Raw genomic sequence first — 15,972 nt, 5'->3', positions numbered from 1 at the left:
CGACGCCCATCCCATGATCCAAGCGTGCAACTGATCGCACGAGCGCTGAATATGCGCTCAGCGCAGATCCGTAGAAAGCGCAACGTAAGAGCTGAGCAGCGCAGAACTGAGAAAGAGAGAGATCCCGTGAACGAGCAAGCACTGGCCGACACCGAGGCGGACACCCGCAGCGGAGTCGACCTGCCGCGTCTGACCTCGTGGCTCGAGTCCGCCAAACCCGGCCTCGTCAGCGGCGAACTGTCCGTGAGCCTCATCGAGGGCGGTAAGTCCAACCTCACGTATGTGCTGCGCGATGACGAGCACGAGTGGATCCTCCGCCGCCCGCCGCTGGGACAGGTCATGGCCACCGCACACGATATGAATCGCGAGTTCACGGTCGCCGGGGCACTGCGCGGGGCCGTTCCGGTTCCGGAAATGGTCGCCTACTGCGACAACCATGATGTGCTCGGTGCGGACTTCTACATCATGGAGCACATCGACGGAGTGCCCTACCGGTACCGCGACGATCTCGAACCGCTCGGCACCGAGCGCGTGCAGTCGATCGGTAAGCGACTGATCAGCACCCTCGTCGAACTCCACAGCGTCGACCCCGCCGCGGTGGTACTTGCGAACTTCGGCCGACCCGAAGGATTCCTCGCCCGCCAGGTCAGCCGGTGGAAGAAACAGCTCGACGCTTCGCACACCCGTGACCTTCCCGGTGCCGAGGAGCTCCACGCTGAACTTGCCGCCCGAGTGCCGGAGAAGTCGGCGGCCGGAATCGTTCACGGCGACTTCCGCCTCGACAACGTCCTCTTCGGGGCTGATGACAAGCCCGCCGCGATCATCGACTGGGAGCTCGCGACTCTGGGTGAGCCGCTCATGGACCTCGCCCTCATGCTCACGTATCAGAAACGTGCACGCCTCGTGGCCGATTGGCCGGAGAACGCCGATGCTCCTGCCGATGTCACACTTACTCCCGGGTACCCGAGCGAGGACGACATCATCGAGCAGTACGCCGCAGAGAGCGGACGCAGCTTGGAGGGCTTCGGCTTCCACCTCGCTCTCGCATGCTTCAAGCTCGCAGGCATCTCCGAGGGCGTGCGGTACAGACACCTCAACGGACAGACGTTGGGAGCAGGTTTCGAGAACGCCGGATACGCCGTTCCGCTGCTCATCGACATGGGACACCAAGCACTCAAGGAGCACAAGTAGATGGACTTCTCGATCGACGATCGCACTCTCGAGCTGAAGAAAGAGCTCGAATCATTCATGGAGGAGTTCGTCTTCCCTGCGGAGGACGAATTCGCCGCCGAGCTCGAAGCCTTGGACAATCCCTATCAGTGGACCGCGTCGAAGGTCATGCAGCGGCTGCGTGCCGAGGCGAAGAAGCGCGGCCTGTGGAATCTCTTCCTCCCCGGTGAGGAAGGGGCGGGCCTGACGAACGTGCAGTATGCGACGCTCGCTGAGGTGTCCGGCCGCAGTCGCACCCTGGCGCCGGCCGCAATGAACTGCGCCGCTCCGGACACGGGGAACATGGAACTGCTCGCACAGTTCGGCACCGAGGAGCAGAAGAAGCGCTGGCTCGAGCCGATGCTCAAGGGCACGATGCGGTCGGCCTTCGCGATGACCGAGCCGGCTGTCGCGTCCTCCGACGCGACGAATGTGGAGATGCGGATCGAACGCGATGGTGACGCCTATGTCATCAACGGACGCAAGTGGTTCATCACCGGTGCGCTCAACCCGGACGCCGAGCTGCTCATCGTCATGGGCAAGACGGACCCGAACGCAGAACGCCACAAGCAGCAGAGCCAGATCATCGTGCCGCGTGACACCCCGGGTGTCGACGTGTCGCGGTCGATGGAGGTCCTCGGCTACTCGGACAAGTTCAACGGAGGGCATGGCGACATCGCGTTCACCGATGTCAGGGTGCCGGCGAGCAACCTCATCGGCGGTGAGGGGGAGGGCTTCGCCATCGCGCAGGCGCGCCTCGGCCCCGGACGGATCCACCACTGCATGCGAGCCATCGGTATGGCCGAGCGGGCGATCTCGGCGATGTGCTCTAGGGCGGATTCGCGCACCGCATTCGGGAAGAAACTGTCGGATCAGGGCGTGATCCTTGACTGGATCGCAGAGTCGCGGGTGCGCATCGAGCAGCTGCGTGTGCTCGTGCTCAAGACTGCGTGGCTGATGGACACCGTCGGCAACAAAGGGGCGCATACGGAGATCCAGGCGATCAAGATCGCAACCCCGGCCGCCGTCGAATGGATCCTTGACAAGGCCATTCAGGTCCATGGTGCGGGTGGTCTGTCGCAGGACTTCGACCTTGCTTCTTCGTTCGCCTACGCCAGGACGCTGCGATTTGCCGACGGCCCCGACGAGGTGCACAAGAACTCTCTGGCTCGCCGTGAGCTCAAGCGTCAGCGAGCGGAATCCGGTTGCGACTAACTCTCAGGTCTGTGGTGCCCTAAGTCTCTAACCGAATTTAAGATCCCGCGGTTCGGACTTCTCACGAAGTTCGGACCGCGGGATCGTTGTGTCTGGGAACGTCCACGGATTCGGGTCTGAAAGCGGAGTCCGACCGTGTCTACGGAATACAGCCCTGCTCGCGGCCGCATCCACCGGGCAATACTCCTCCGGAATCGGGCCTCAGATTCACTGGAACCGTTCCTCAGTCCTACCTGAACCGCGCCGCAGTTCCACCGGCTCTGAACTTCTCCATTGGACCTGATCCACGGGGACGCCGGGGCCAGGTCGACGAAGAGGGCAGGGCTACTTCGGTGGCGGAGGCGTGGATCCCATCGCCTATCGCGTTGATAGGTGATCCGACATTGTTTCGCTGACGCGAGCCGGGAATGATGGGGGCATGGAAACGCTCGCTGTTGACAACAAAGATGTTGCGACGACTCAGAAGGCCGTTGCCGGCAAGCCCGGCATTCAGACGCTTCGCGTCGACCGCAAGGAGATCGTCGCCGATGGAATCGTGCGGCTGCGACTGGTGGAGCCCAATGGGGGACGGGTCCCGTTCTGGACTCCCGGCGCTCATATCGAGGTCGTCGTTCCCCAAGCAGACGGGGAGGCACTGTCGCGCCACTATTCGCTGTGCGGTGACCGCTGGGATCCGCACGTCTATGAGATCGCGATCCTGAACGACCCGAAATCGAAGGGCGGATCGAAATATGTCCACGAGGAGCTCGCCGTCGGTGACATGGTCACCGTCGGAACCCCACGCAACAACTTCCCGCTTTCGCAGGCCAAGCATTTCGAGTTCATCGCCGGCGGAATCGGCATCACTCCGTTCCTGAAGATGATCGAGGCCGCTGAGCAGCTCGGTGCCTCGTGGCACCTCAACTACGGTGGCCGGTCGACTGACTCGATGGCTTTCCTCGACACACTCGCCGATTACGGTGACAAGGTCACTCTCTGGCCGCAGGACGAGAAGGGCTTCATGGACCTGTCGTACCTGTCCGAGCCCGTCGAGGACGGCCGCGTGTACTGCTGCGGTCCCGAACCGCTGCTCAACGTGGTACAGAAGGCCGCTGAGAACTGGCCGTCATGGGCTGTGCGCTTCGAGCGTTTCGTGCCCGCTACACTGCCTGCGCCTGTGCGCACCGAACCCTTCATGCTCGACCTGGCCCGCAGCAAGAAGTGCGTCGAGGTCGGAACGGACCAGTCCGTGCTCGCCGCACTCACCGATGCCGGGGTTCCCGTGCTCTCCTCGTGCAACGAGGGCGTCTGCGGAACCTGTGAGGTCGCAGTGCTCAAGGGCAAGCCCGAACACCGAGATTCGCTGCTCAACGACGCGGAACGCGAGAGGAACGACCGGATGTTCGTCTGCGTCTCCCGCGCCGTCAGCGATCGCCTCGAACTCGATCTGTAAGAAGAGGAAGCAACCATGACCACCACCGCTGTTGATCCCGCGCAGGCCGGAGCCGGACGCGCGATTCCCGTCCTCGACGACGATCCGTTCTCGCGAGAGACACTGGAGAATCCGCTTCCGTTCCAGGAGAAGCTGCGCGAGGCCGGCCCGGTCGCGTATCTGTCGAAGTACAATGCCTACGCCATCGGACGGTTCGACAACCTGTCCGAGGCCGTATCGAACTGGCAGGGTTTCATGTCGGGGCGGGGCGTCGGACTGGAGAAGCCGTGGCACGCTCGCGGTCTGCTGCAGATGGATCCGCCCGAACACGATATGCCGCGCGAAGTTCTGCAGGAGATCCTCTCCGCACGAGTCCTGCGTTCAATGACCGACCAGTGCATGGAGCGGGCCGGAACTCTCATCGATGAACTGCTCGCCGGGAAAGACTCCGGCGACGTCGTCGACGTCGATGCTTTCGGGGACATCGGATCGGTCTTCCCCGTGAACTTCTTCCCTGATGCCTCGGGCATCAAAGAAGAGGGGCGGGAGAAGCTCGTCGAATACGCCGACTACATCTTCAACCAGGTGGGTCCGCGCAACGAACTCGCAGCCGAGAGCAAGTGCCCGGCTGCCGAGATGACCGCGTGGGCGAATGCGAAATGCCAGCGTGAGAACCTCAACGAGGAAGGCTTCGGTGCAGACATCTGGGCCGCCGCCGACCGTGGCGAGATCCTCCATGACTTCGCTCCGCTGCTCACTCGTTCGCTCGTCACCGCTGGTGTCGACACCACTGTGTACGGAATCTCGAGCCTGCTCTATGGTCTGGCGACGAGCCCCGGACAGTGGGAAGCACTGCGGAACAACCCGGGTCTCAAGCGGGTGGCCTTCGATGAGGCGCTGCGTTGGGAGTCGCCGGTGCAGCAGATGTTCCGTGAGACCTCGGAGGACACTGACGTCGAGGGCTTTATCATCCCGGCCGAATCGCGTGTGATGATGTGCTTCGGTGCAGCCAACCGGGATCCCCGTCGGTGGGACAACCCCGAGAAGTTCGACCTCTCGCGGGATCCGTCAGGTCACCTGGCGTTCGGTATGGGCATCCACCAGTGCGTGGGTCAGCATGCTGCTCGACTGCAGGCCACCTGCCTGCTCGAACAGCTTATTCCGAAGGTCGCGAAGATCGAAGTCGCCTGCGAGCACGGCGTCAGCCGCCACCACAACAACGCACTGCGCGGATGGGCTTCGATCCCGTTGCGCTTCACCCTCGCCTGAGGCCGGGTCAATGCGACTGTTTAGGGCGATCAAGTATGCCCCGCGGGTCGATCTTTGGAGTAGAACCGGGGATTTGATCGCGGGCAATAAGACCAGGGAATCGTTTCTGATGAGTGCCAACGATTCGTGAAGCGAGACCATGGAAACACCACCACGGCACCGAGGGCCATCTTCGGTGCGGTGGCTTTCGGATGTTCAGAAGCCATTGTCCGGTCGGCGTGCCAAGGCACCGAGGCGGTGCAGGGTAAGAGCGAGATGAAGGGACGTCCGCACCTCCGCATCGTCAAGGTGCAGCCCCCATTCGTCTTCGATTCGACGGATCCTGGCGTAGACACGGGGCCGGGACAGATGCACAGCTCGTGCGACCTCCGTGACGTTGCCGTTCGCCGAAATATAGGCGTGGATGAAGTCGAGATACTCGGGCTCATCGAGTGCAGGACCCAACTGATCACGGACGAACAAGGCGGCGTCCTCTGTGCCGACAAGCCCCTGAGCCAACCAGTGGAATCCGAGGTCAACCGGTAGGACGAGCTGTGCTCCCCGGTTCTCGAGCGCTGCTGCCGCCAGAGCCACACGGCGCGAGTCGTCGAGGCCGTTGGCAGCCGCGAAGCTGAGATTGCGTGCTGACCCTGCCGCGCCCATGGTCCACGCAGGAATGGGGGCCGACAGGTCATCCTGCCCCTGCAGGCTCAGCCACGTGGCGAATGCGAATTCGAAGGCGGTCAGACCCGATTCGGTTGTGATGTCGGGCGGCAGGCAGAGAACGAAGCCGAGATCCTGATCGGTGATGCGGCATAAGATCACCGGAAAGTTGAGGGCACGGGTGAAATGGATGAACTCGGCAGCGGCAGAGTCGAGCAGATGACTGAGCGGGGCTGCTGTGTCAATCGGATCGGAAGAGCTGCGAGGTGAGCCGGCAGGGGAGCGCGATGGACCTCCGACTGCGTGGTCGGATGAAGCTTCTGACCGTATCGTGGCGGCCGAACCCGTGTGGAAGTGGACGACTGTGGTTGCGAAGGCAGTCGCCTCTGTGATCCCGAGGACAGCGGCTCGCAATTGAGCGGTTTCTGCGTCGATGGGCGTCGTCGACCGCAGGTCGGACACAATCTCGGTGCGCGCCTTTCTGCGCATCTGTTCGAAATCCACGGCCCCCTCGGCGAGCTTTTGAGCTAGCAGCTCGGCGAATCGTTCGACGGCAATCGACAATCGCGGATCCTTGTGGAAGACCGGGGACATGATGGCTCCGACCTTTGTTCGGCCGTGCCAGACATCGACAGCGACCCAAGGGGAAGTGCGGAGCCCTTGCCGAAACTCGTGCGTTGACTGGGTGGGGAGGAAACGGTGGAGATCGCTGACACTCAAGCCCTGTTGCGCAACGACTTCATCGAGGGAGTTCACCAATACGAGGGGTTGGTCGAGCAGGTCGGCCATGGCGTGGAAGAGTTCCATCGGGCCCAGGCGGTCGGCCGAAGCCGAAGTCAGGAACTCGATGATGGCAGAAGAAGCTGACTGATCGCTGTCTGCAGATTTGATGAGCTGGTCGACGGAATCGGTGATGCTGACGAATCGAGCTCGATCGTCGAGGAGAACGACGGGAAACGTCGCATTCGCTGCAACCGCAGACAATTGGGATTTGAGCTCTGCGTCATCGGATAGGAAAGAGAAGATGACTCCGGCAGCCCCCGCGTCGGCGAAACGGGTGAGGAAGTCCGAAATCTGAGCGGTGTTGGGAGTCAACGTCAACCCGGAGCACAGAATCACCTCTCGACCCTCGAGCAAACCTGTGACCTCGGCGGATTCTGCAACATGGATGCGCCGCACCTGCGCATCGAGCAGGTCGGGACGACCGAGAACTCGAGGGTGGGACTGACTGACTACCGAGAATTCCAAGATCCGGCGCAACGTCATCACCATCGTCACATCACCACAGACTCTCTCCGCATCGCCGTTGACTCGCTGTGACCATGTTGCCGATCAGTCATCTGACCGTCGGACGATCACGGCTATTTACAAAGTGTAACGTCACTATTGTCAAATTGTTTACACGGTTGAAGTTGTTCAGCTCACATGAGCCGCAGATGATGGGTGGACATCTCATGGATGCGGTGTGGTCTGCGGGAGGCACCGCGGGATCCAGACATCGACGTCAAAGGAATTACGGACATGCTCAATTCACCTGAAAACGCAGCCGGCCTGCCGACAACCGACATGACCGAATCGGAATTCAACGCTGAACGCGATCGAGTCTGCGCCGAATTCGCCCAGAAGGACTCACAGCGCCAGCCCGGACAGCTCACCGGTATCGAGTACTCCATTGTGGGCGTCCTCTTGGTGGTGGCATTCGTGCTCGTATTGGTCTTCCAATGATCCTTCCGGTTTTCCGCTCAACTTTCCTTTGCGGCCCGAACCTTCGGCCGCCGGCAGCAGAAGAGTAATCACATGGACTACGCACTAGAAGCAGAACGGGGTCGCGCCCCTCTCTCGTCACGAAGCCGGCTTTGGGGCTTCTGGGAATACACCTGGGCCAACGCGGCCCTGGCCATCGCCACATGGGGCTTCCTCATCGGCGGATCGATGGCCCTGGTCGTCGATGTCAAACAGGGTCTGTTGGCCATCGTCCTCGGCAATGTTCTCGGCGTTCTGCTCGTCGGACTGGCAGTCTCGGTCTCTGCGGGCAAGTACGGTGTCGAGCAGTACACGTTTATGCGCAGCGTATTCGGCCACAACGGCAGCCGACTCATCTACTTCTTCGCTATGGTACTGCTGACCGTCGGGTGGCTGGTCGTCCTCGGCATCATGTTCGGCCGTTCCATCGACTCGGTCATCAGCGTTGTCGCAGAACGGGAAGTGAATCCTAACGGCTGGTACATCAGCCTGCTGACGATATTGGCCATTGCCCTGACCGCGTTCGTCGTAGCCAAGGGCCCGACCTCGATCAAGGTCTTCAATACGATCGTCGCCCCTGCTCTGATCCTCATCATGGGGCTGATGATCTGGCTCTTCCTCCACGACTCATCGGTTGCCGAGCTGCTCTCGATGCAGGCGCTCGACAGTCCATTTAGTTCCGACCGCGCGAACTTCATGGTCGCCGTGGAGATCAACATCGCCGCCGGCTTCTCGTGGTGGCCCTACATCGGAAATCTCTCGCGGATCACGAAGAATGAGCGAGTTGCCTTCTGGCCCAACCTCGTCGGGATCTGCGGAGCTGCCATCGCCGGCGAAATCGTCGGCATGCTCGGGGCAGTGAAGTACGGCAACGCTGACCCTACGCAGTGGATGGCCGAAACCGGAGGAATCTGGCTCAGCGCTGTGGTCCTCTTCTTCGTAGCGTTTGCGAATGTGACGAGCATGGCAAACATCCTCTACACGGCGGTGGTGGGCATGCGGCAGATGTTCCAGAAGCTGCTGGGCAGACTGTCCTGGGAATGGCTGGTCGTCGCCTTCTGCGCCATCCCGATCATCGTCCTCTTCCTTGTACCCGGCCTCTACGACGGCTTCATGATCTTCCTCGTCTGGACTGCAGCTCTGTACAGCGCGCTGACCGGCATCATGATCATCGACTACTACCTCCTGCGAAAGCGGATCGTGCGACTGAGGGAACTGTTCGTCGAAGGGAGGCAATCGGCCTATTACTTCATCGGCGGGTTCAATCCGGCGTCGATGTTCGCGATGGTGCTGGGAGTCATCCTCTTCGCAGTCACCTTCAACCCCTACACGTTCAGCCACTCCGGCTACTTCGTGTTCACGACTGCATCGCTGCTGACCGCGGCCGCCGCCGGAGCCATCTACTGGATCCTGTCCGAGATATTCTCCATCCGTCGTGGTCTCGGCGGGTATATGACCGTGAATCAGAAGACCCCCGAGGCGGCTCGCTGATGGTGAGACCGACCGGCAGCGAAAGTGTCGTGATGATCATCTGAGCGTCCCTGTCGCCTGACCCTCGAACTGTCCCAAGAACCCCAGAGTCGAAAGTGAAAGAACCAATGACTGAAACCATGCTGGCAGCACTGCTGACCGAGGACAACGCCCCGCTCGATCTCAAGAAGATCGATATCCCTCACCCCGGTAAGGGAGAAGTCCTCATCAAGATGGAGAGCTGCGGAGTCTGCCATACGGATATCCATTTCTGGAAGGGCGAAGACGAATTGCCCCGCCCCAAACCAGCGATCCTCGGTCACGAGGGGGTAGGGACGATCGTCGGCCTCGGCGAGGATGTCGTCGGCGGCACCGAAAAAGGTCAGCGAGTGGGAGTGGGCTTCGTGTTCTCTGCCTGCGGGACATGTCGGGAATGCCGCCGGGGACTCGAAACCTATTGCCAGAACAGTCGAGCCACCGGCGTGGATGTCGAGGGGTGCTTCGCCGAATACGTAGTGGCTCCCTCAGATTGGGTTACCGCGATCCCTGAGTCACTCACTTCCGAAGAAGCCTGCCCGCTTCTGTGCGCAGGAGTCACCGCCTACAGTGCAGTACGCAAGGCCGATATTGAGCCGGGCAGTGTCGTGGTTGTCTTCGGACTCGGCGGTCTGGGGCAGTACGCGGTGCAATATGCGAAGCTCTTCGGCGCAAAGGTCATCGGCATAGATCTCGACCCGAAGAAGCATGAGACGGCGATTTCTCTCGGCGCTCATGCTGCTTATGCGCCGGGTGAGGAAGCGACCGAAGCGATCCGCACGTTGGGCGGTGCGGACGCTCTGCTCAGCTTTGCCCCGGCACCTCAGGTGTTCCGAAACATGTTCGACCTGGCCGCACCGACGTCGAAGTACATCCAAGTAGCTTTGCCCGACAAGCCATTCAGCTTCAAGGCCGCTGAGATCATCGACCTCGGTATCACGATCATCGGCAGCGCCGATGGCACTCGCCTCGAACGCGACCAAGTCATGCAGCTGGCAGAGGAAGGCCTCGTGCGCTCGACGATCAAGACGACCGGATTCGACAGAATCAATGAAACCTTCCGCAGCCTCGACCAGGGTGAAGCCGAAGGCCGCTGGGTTGTGAACTTCTGAATGCAGCACCACCAAGCCTTCGTCACAGGCGCAAGGAACTGCTGCTGACTGAGGAAGCAGATAGTTCCGCTGGCGACGAGACGAAGTCCCCGTGCCCCAAAGAGCTGGAGTACCCGACAACCAGTAGGGACGCGCGCAAGATGAACTGCGCGAACACACTCCGTACCACGCAAGAACAATAGAAAGAGCTACACTATGATTGCCACGACTGACAGCCGCCAGGCTCCGCAGAGCTTCGAATCCGCCGATGCCTACTTCGATGCATTCGGACTCAATCAGGCGGCCAGAGACTTCATCAACCGTCCGCTCCGACTGCTCATCGACGGCCGGTGGACCGACGCTTCGGACGGTGGAACCGCGCCGATCGTCGAACCTTCTACTGCTCAGCAGATCGGCACGATCGCTATGGCCACCACCGAGGACCTCGAGCTCGCCGTCGACGCAGCCCGTCGCGCTTTCGACGGAGGAGAGTGGAGCCGGATCACTCCGCTGGAGCGTGAGTCGCTGCTGCGTCGCCTCGCCGATCTTATTGAAGACAATGCCGAAGAGTTCATTGCGCTGGAGACGCTCGACGTCGGAAAGCCATTAGCTGAGGCCGAACTCGACATCCAGGGCACGATCGATACCTACCGCTATTTCGCGGGCTGGGCCTCCAAGGTCTCGGGCCGCAGCGGTCAGGCTTCATCGTTGCCCGGCAACTATGTCACGTATACCCGCAAGGAGCCTGTCGGGGTCATCGGTGTCATCGTGCCGTGGAACTTCCCACTGCAGACGCTGGCATGGAAACTGGGTGCGGCTCTGGCTGTAGGTTGCACTACGGTCATCAAGCCTCCGGAGATCACCTCTCTGACCACGCTGCGCTTCGCCGAACTCGTCGCCGAGGCAGGGATTCCCGACGGTGTCGTCAACGTGCTCACCGGCAAAGGATCGAAGGTCGGCGCTGCGCTCGCCGCCCATCCTCGCATCGACAAGGTCACGTTCACCGGTTCGACGGCGACCGGAACCTCGGTTGGTCACGCGGCGTTGGACAACATGACCCGAATGACGCTGGAGCTCGGAGGGAAATCCGCCGTCCTTGTCTTCGACGACTGTGATATCGAGAAGACAGTTGAAGAGGTTGCGCTGGGCATCTTCTCGAACGCGGGCCAGATCTGTGACGCTGGTTCCCGGTTGTATGTCCAAGACAGCATCTACGACGAGTTCATGGCCAAGCTCGTCGAACACACTCGCACATGGGCCATGGGGCCTGGCCTCGACCCGGAGTCGGCCATCGGCCCCGTCGTGTCAGAGAGTCAGCTGAAGACAGTCACCGGATTCATCGCCAAGGGTGTTGAGGAAGGAGCCACTCTGCTGTGCGGCGGCAACACTGCAGAAGGCCCCGGGTTCTACGTGGAACCGACGATCTTCGGCGACTGCACAAATGACATGACGATCGTGCGTGATGAGATCTTCGGCCCAGTTCTGGTCGCTGGTCGTTTCAGTTCTCAGGACCAGGCCCTCGAACTGGCCAACGACAGCGAATACGGACTTGCAGCAACCATCTATTCAAACAACCTCAATGTGGTGCACGAGCTGTCTCAGGGACTGAAGGTTGGTTCAGTCTACGTGAATGCACAGAGTTCGATCGATCCGGCGATGCCCTTCGGCGGCTATAAGAAGTCCGGCTTCGGCCGTGATCTCGGCACCGAGCAGCTTGATTTCGTCACCGAGACGAAGACAGTTTGGATCACCCTGCCTTGAGCCCGGGCCTTCCGACTACACACTCGAAGGAGAACTTCATGACTATCAGCAACCCGATCGGTCCTGTTGACGCCACCAAGGTGCCGCGCTATGCCGGACTCGGCACTTTTGCCCGGCTGCCTCAAGCCGATAACGTCCCCGACTACGATGTGGCAATCGTAGGTGTTCCTTTCGACGGCGGAGTTTCGTTCCGCCCCGGGGCACGCTTCGCGCCTTCGTCTGTACGGGAGGCATCGCGATTGCTGCGACCCGGGTATCATGTCGAGCTCGGCACGACCCCGGTGGAGAAGGCGCAGTTCGTCGACGGCGGTGACCTCGCATGCACCCCGTATGACAACAACGTGGCGGTCAAACAGATCGAAGAACAGGCCGCTCAATTCGTTGCTGAGGGAAAGACGGTCATCGCGATCGGCGGTGACCACACGATTGCATTGCCGATGATCCGAGCCACCACAGCTGTCCACGGTCCAGTTGCACTCCTGCACTTCGATGCCCACCTCGACACCTGGGATACCTATTTTGAACAGGAAATTACCCACGGGACGATGTTCCGTCGGGCTTTCGAAGAGGGGCTGCTCGTCGAGGGCAGGTCGATGCACGTGGGCATTCGTGGGCCAGTCTATGACAAAGACGATTTCCTCCGCGACCACGAGTTCGGCTTCCAGATCATCCGTTGTTCAGACATCGATGAGATCGGAGCCGACGGTACAGCTGCCCGGATTAAAGAACGCATCGGTGATATGCCTGTGTACCTTTCGATCGACATCGACGTGCTTGACCCAGCTTTCGCGCCCGGCACTGGTACCCCGGAAATGGGTGGGATGCATTCGCGTGAGATTCTACGCATCATCCGAAGCCTGTCTGGACTCAACATCGTCGGCGCAGACGTCGTCGAGGTTGCTCCCGCTTACGATCACGCTGATATCACCTCTTTGGCCGCTGCCACACTTGTCTTCGAGATGATGGCTCTGTTGACGAGAGAGTGATTCAGTGAGCCGGTGACCTGAACCAGCGCCTCGAATCGCCGGCGGGCTTCAGGAACCGTCAGCGCACCGAGGAACATCCTCGGTGCGCTGGTCTATGCGTGAACGGCCCCAATTGAGGTGGGGGAGCGGTCGGCTGGTGCCTACAACCCGCGAAGACAAACGGCAGCTCTGTCGGTGGACCCTGCGCAAGTTTTGTGTAGTTTCAGTTGGTGAGGGATGGAGCAGGCAAGCGCGGTCAATCACTGCGAACCGGGTCAGAACGGCGGGGGATCGACCTCGAGGTCGTGGTCCCAGTTGACCTTTGTTGGTACGTAGCGGGAATCCCAAGGGTCAGTGGTTCCCGAGCTGTCCGGCGTGAACCGCGGTGAAACGTCAGCGAGTGCCTCGGCGACGGCAGCCTTTTCCCGGGCGGCGACCTTGGCCTCTTTGGACGCGGCTTCTTTCTTCTTCCGCGCCTCTTCTTTCCGTAAGCGTGCTCGTTCCGCATTGATCTGAGCCATCTGAATCCGGTAGGCCTTACGGCGGTCTCCGGTCAGCTGTTTTCTGGCCGCGGGGTCGACACCAGTCGGAAGGCAAGGCTGGTGGGCAGACTTCTCCCAATTGAGGCAACGCACCAGCCGCAGCCGCTTGATTTCAGCCTGCTGCTCCTGATACTCCTCCGACAGCCGCCGTTGTCGAGCTTCACGCTCCTCGCGGCGGCGCTCCTCTTCGTCGCGCTGACGAATCGTCGACTCACCTGGCATGAGCTCGAGCACCGCCGGTGCGGCGGGAACCATAGACCAAGGCAGTTTCCACCGCTTGAGACCCAGTCGTCCTAGGGAATCGAATTCAAGCGCTTGGGCAACATTGATCGGCTGGCCCGGTGCCGACACAGTGGTGGCAATCCCGTGCTTGAACTCATAATCGAGCTCACCGGATTTGGGCATAGTGACCCGAAGGCGGCCGGCGGTCTTCAACGCATGATGCTTCTTGCACAGAGGATGCAGGTTTCCGAACCGGGTGAGACCGCCCTTGAGCGGATCCAGGTGGAAGAACGGAACGACATGATCGATCTCCGACTTCTCGGCCCGACGCGAGCAGCCGGGAACGGTGCACACCGTCCACTGCTCGACCAAGGTCTTCCGAAGATCTCTGGGCACCTTGTACGTCGTTGCTTTGGCGTCGATCGGAGTCCCGGTAGCGGGGTCGGTGAGGATCCGTTGGATGCTCTTCGAGCGGCCGGCGATAGTTCGGGCCACCTCGGCGGGTACAGGCGAGCCGTCGGCAAAGGTGCCGGGCAGTTCCGAGCCTCCGGTGAGGGTGAGGAAGGGAACGGTCACCACGGTGGCGGCTTGATGCGACAGCCACCACGCGTTGGTAGGCATACGCAGCTTGACGAAATACTCAACGGGGCCATCAGCAGGCTCAGAGTCAGGGCGGAACGCCGAACCGACGGACTGGCCGGCAGCCGCACTCCCGTCGGATGACTCCCCAACGTGGCCAGCTGAGTCCGAGGCGACGTGTTTCGCAAAGTCGCCGACTGCGTCATCGGAGTCCATGTCCGGAATGAGCTCACCGTCGGCATCGAGCAGTGACGTGTCTTTGGCTATTTGGATTCCCGTGACAGGATCGACCGACACGACCTTGACCTTGAGCTCCGGCACAGGACGTACGAATAGATCGTACTCGAGCTGTGAGATCGAACGGTCATCGCTGATCTCAACGCCCACTGGCAGATTGAATGCCGACTTGTTCTTGCCGTGCACAGCAAGAGCCATGCCCTGGATCCGGTTGTAACAGGCGAAGATCTCAGCCGAAGGGCCGCTGACGGTCAGGCAGGCCGAGCCGTCCTTGTAGCCTTCGACATCGACGCGACGACGCTTGGCTGCGAGCTCGGTTCTGTCGACAGGTGGAATGAGCAGTGCGATCATCTTCGCCAGATCGCGGCGCAGGGTCTCGCAGGTGATATCGGCGCGTCTGGCGGCGAGGAAGATATCGAGTTTCGGAAGGAACTCAAACGGGACATCGGCACACTGGCGGGCAACCACGTCGACATGCGCCTGGGTGAAATCCCCGGCGCGGACACGGTCGGCGAAACGGGGAAGACCATAGAAGATCGTCATTGCGCCGGTCAGCTGACGATAGGTGCGCGCAGTATTGGTCCCCAACACCGTCGAGATCTCAACGAGATCCTCGGCATCGACATAGTCATAGACCCACTTCGAGAAGCAGATGCCTTCATCGAGCTCGGGGAATTCCGGCAGCGCCGTATTGTCGGGCACAGCCGCCTCCTTCAGCTGCTTGCGGGCGAAGTCGGCATCAAAGGGCACCACAGCTGCGGAGGTGGGACGGTCTGTGGAAGACGATGCGTTCACAGAGGCCGTCTCACGTATCTTCGCCGAGCCGAAGCCGGCTCTCTGCTCTGATTCTCTTGACTCTTTCTCGCGACGATCGAAGGTTGCGGCAATCGTCTCGCAGCGGAACGGTTCGGAGCCCTCGGGCATGGGGAGCTCGAAGCCGATGAAAACCTGTTCGAGTACGACCGAAGAAACCGACTCGAGGAGCGAGAAATGCGCGCGGTCAGAAGCGACAGCATTCTCGGCGAAGCGAGACATGCTGGATTCGAAGCGGATGGCGAATCGGGGCGACGGCTGTCCCATGCCCGTCTCTTCGGCATGGCCTGGGGTCGAGCGTGTGGTGGTGCCCTTCATTGCGTTTTCACCTGCCTCGGACTTCGTTGTCGGGGAAGTGGTGCTGATTTGAAAAGCTGCTAACTCTATAGTAGATGATCCAATGGCCATAGACAATAGGCAACAGCGAAAAGATTCGAATATAGTTCGATGTCAGATCATGATTGATTTCGTTCTCTCGTTATCATTGCATTCGGCACTGACATGAGAACGTTGGGCTCCATCGGTGCAGTTCAGATGAGGTTTCGGGACGTGTCGCCCCGGTGAAAGAGCATCGGGGTCTGCCGCCTCGGCGATAGATCGGGAGGTGCCACCTCGGCGAAGACGATGACGACGGCCCTCCCGCGGGGTCCAAAGGTTCGGAGAACAAGCCATCGAAAGTGAGGGCAACCTCGGTGAGGGGCGGATTCTCGGGTGAAACACGTCACGTCATCGGTTATGCTGATCGGGTTGCCGGATGCGACCCATGA

The 15,972-nt window shown here is 60.8% G+C and carries 11 protein-coding genes; 9 read left to right on the top strand and 2 right to left on the bottom strand.

What is annotated here, in order from left to right; translation table 11 throughout:
- Positions 1-126: 126 nt before the first annotated feature.
- From BLU88_RS17640 to BLU88_RS17625, 4 genes are all read left to right on the top strand, one after another.
- Positions 127-1,191 (top strand): phosphotransferase family protein, encoded by a 1,065-nt coding sequence (locus tag BLU88_RS17640; RefSeq protein WP_231939493.1) that lies wholly within the window; start codon positions 127-129, stop codon positions 1,189-1,191.
- A complete protein-coding gene (locus BLU88_RS17635) occupies positions 1,192-2,424 on the top strand; it encodes an acyl-CoA dehydrogenase family protein (RefSeq protein WP_092016811.1) in 1,233 nt (410 codons plus the stop codon).
- Between the two features lie 418 nt (positions 2,425-2,842).
- A complete protein-coding gene (locus BLU88_RS17630; RefSeq protein WP_092016809.1) occupies positions 2,843-3,856 on the top strand; it encodes a PDR/VanB family oxidoreductase in 1,014 nt (337 codons plus the stop codon).
- A gap of 15 nt (positions 3,857-3,871) precedes the next feature.
- A complete protein-coding gene (locus BLU88_RS17625) occupies positions 3,872-5,104 on the top strand; it encodes a cytochrome P450 (protein ID WP_092016807.1) in 1,233 nt (410 codons plus the stop codon).
- Between the two features lie 195 nt (positions 5,105-5,299).
- On the opposite strand, the gene BLU88_RS17620 is transcribed toward BLU88_RS17625, so the two are convergent.
- Positions 5,300-7,018, bottom strand: coding sequence for a PucR family transcriptional regulator (locus BLU88_RS17620; RefSeq protein ID WP_092016805.1), 1,719 nt, complete (start codon positions 7,016-7,018; stop codon positions 5,300-5,302).
- Between the two features lie 249 nt (positions 7,019-7,267).
- Here BLU88_RS17620 and BLU88_RS17615 point away from each other — a divergent pair, with 249 nt between their 5' ends.
- The 5 genes from BLU88_RS17615 to speB all read left to right on the top strand — a co-directional run bounded on the left by BLU88_RS17615 (position 7,268) and on the right by speB (position 12,833).
- Entirely contained in the window at positions 7,268-7,471 is a 204-nt protein-coding gene (locus BLU88_RS17615; RefSeq protein WP_092016803.1) for an archaellin/type IV pilin N-terminal domain-containing protein, read from the top strand.
- A gap of 72 nt (positions 7,472-7,543) precedes the next feature.
- On the top strand, positions 7,544-8,980 hold the full coding sequence (locus BLU88_RS17610) for a purine-cytosine permease family protein (protein WP_092016801.1): 1,437 nt from the start codon (positions 7,544-7,546) through the stop codon (positions 8,978-8,980).
- A 107-nt stretch (positions 8,981-9,087) separates the two neighbouring features.
- Positions 9,088-10,107 (top strand): alcohol dehydrogenase catalytic domain-containing protein, encoded by a 1,020-nt coding sequence (locus tag BLU88_RS17605; protein ID WP_092016799.1) that lies wholly within the window; start codon positions 9,088-9,090, stop codon positions 10,105-10,107.
- Between the two features lie 195 nt (positions 10,108-10,302).
- Positions 10,303-11,847, top strand: a complete 1,545-nt coding sequence (locus tag BLU88_RS17600; RefSeq protein WP_092016797.1) for an aldehyde dehydrogenase family protein — start codon at positions 10,303-10,305, stop codon at positions 11,845-11,847.
- A gap of 38 nt (positions 11,848-11,885) precedes the next feature.
- On the top strand, positions 11,886-12,833 hold the full coding sequence (speB, locus tag BLU88_RS17595; protein ID WP_092016795.1) for an agmatinase: 948 nt from the start codon (positions 11,886-11,888) through the stop codon (positions 12,831-12,833).
- A 254-nt stretch (positions 12,834-13,087) separates the two neighbouring features.
- On the opposite strand, the gene BLU88_RS17590 is transcribed toward speB, so the two are convergent.
- Positions 13,088-15,523 (bottom strand): hypothetical protein, encoded by a 2,436-nt coding sequence (locus BLU88_RS17590; RefSeq protein WP_092016793.1) that lies wholly within the window; start codon positions 15,521-15,523, stop codon positions 13,088-13,090.
- Positions 15,524-15,972: the final 449 nt, after the last annotated feature.

Origin of the sequence: Brevibacterium siliguriense, assembly GCF_900105315.1 — a bacterium.
Taxonomy (GTDB): Bacteria; Actinomycetota; Actinomycetes; order Actinomycetales; family Brevibacteriaceae; genus Brevibacterium; species Brevibacterium siliguriense.
The sequence above is the reverse complement of the archived record's forward strand: the minus strand, read 5'-3'. Positions and strand labels throughout refer to the sequence as shown.

What these genes read in the sequence shown, in the direction of transcription:
- BLU88_RS17635 (WP_092016811.1), top strand. Translation starts at nt 1,192, where the DNA reads ATGGACTTCTCGATCGACGATCGCACTCTCGAGCTGAAGAAAGAGCTC.
- BLU88_RS17630 (WP_092016809.1), top strand. Translation starts at nt 2,843, where the DNA reads ATGGAAACGCTCGCTGTTGACAACAAAGATGTTGCGACGACTCAGAAG.
- BLU88_RS17625 (WP_092016807.1), top strand. Translation starts at nt 3,872, where the DNA reads ATGACCACCACCGCTGTTGATCCCGCGCAGGCCGGAGCCGGACGCGCG.
- BLU88_RS17620 (WP_092016805.1), bottom strand. Translation starts at nt 7,018, where the DNA reads ATGGTGATGACGTTGCGCCGGATCTTGGAATTCTCGGTAGTCAGTCAG.
- BLU88_RS17615 (WP_092016803.1), top strand. Translation starts at nt 7,268, where the DNA reads ATGCTCAATTCACCTGAAAACGCAGCCGGCCTGCCGACAACCGACATG.
- BLU88_RS17610 (WP_092016801.1), top strand. Translation starts at nt 7,544, where the DNA reads ATGGACTACGCACTAGAAGCAGAACGGGGTCGCGCCCCTCTCTCGTCA.
- BLU88_RS17605 (WP_092016799.1), top strand. Translation starts at nt 9,088, where the DNA reads ATGACTGAAACCATGCTGGCAGCACTGCTGACCGAGGACAACGCCCCG.
- BLU88_RS17600 (WP_092016797.1), top strand. Translation starts at nt 10,303, where the DNA reads ATGATTGCCACGACTGACAGCCGCCAGGCTCCGCAGAGCTTCGAATCC.
- speB (WP_092016795.1), top strand. Translation starts at nt 11,886, where the DNA reads ATGACTATCAGCAACCCGATCGGTCCTGTTGACGCCACCAAGGTGCCG.
- BLU88_RS17590 (WP_092016793.1), bottom strand. Translation starts at nt 15,523, where the DNA reads ATGAAGGGCACCACCACACGCTCGACCCCAGGCCATGCCGAAGAGACG.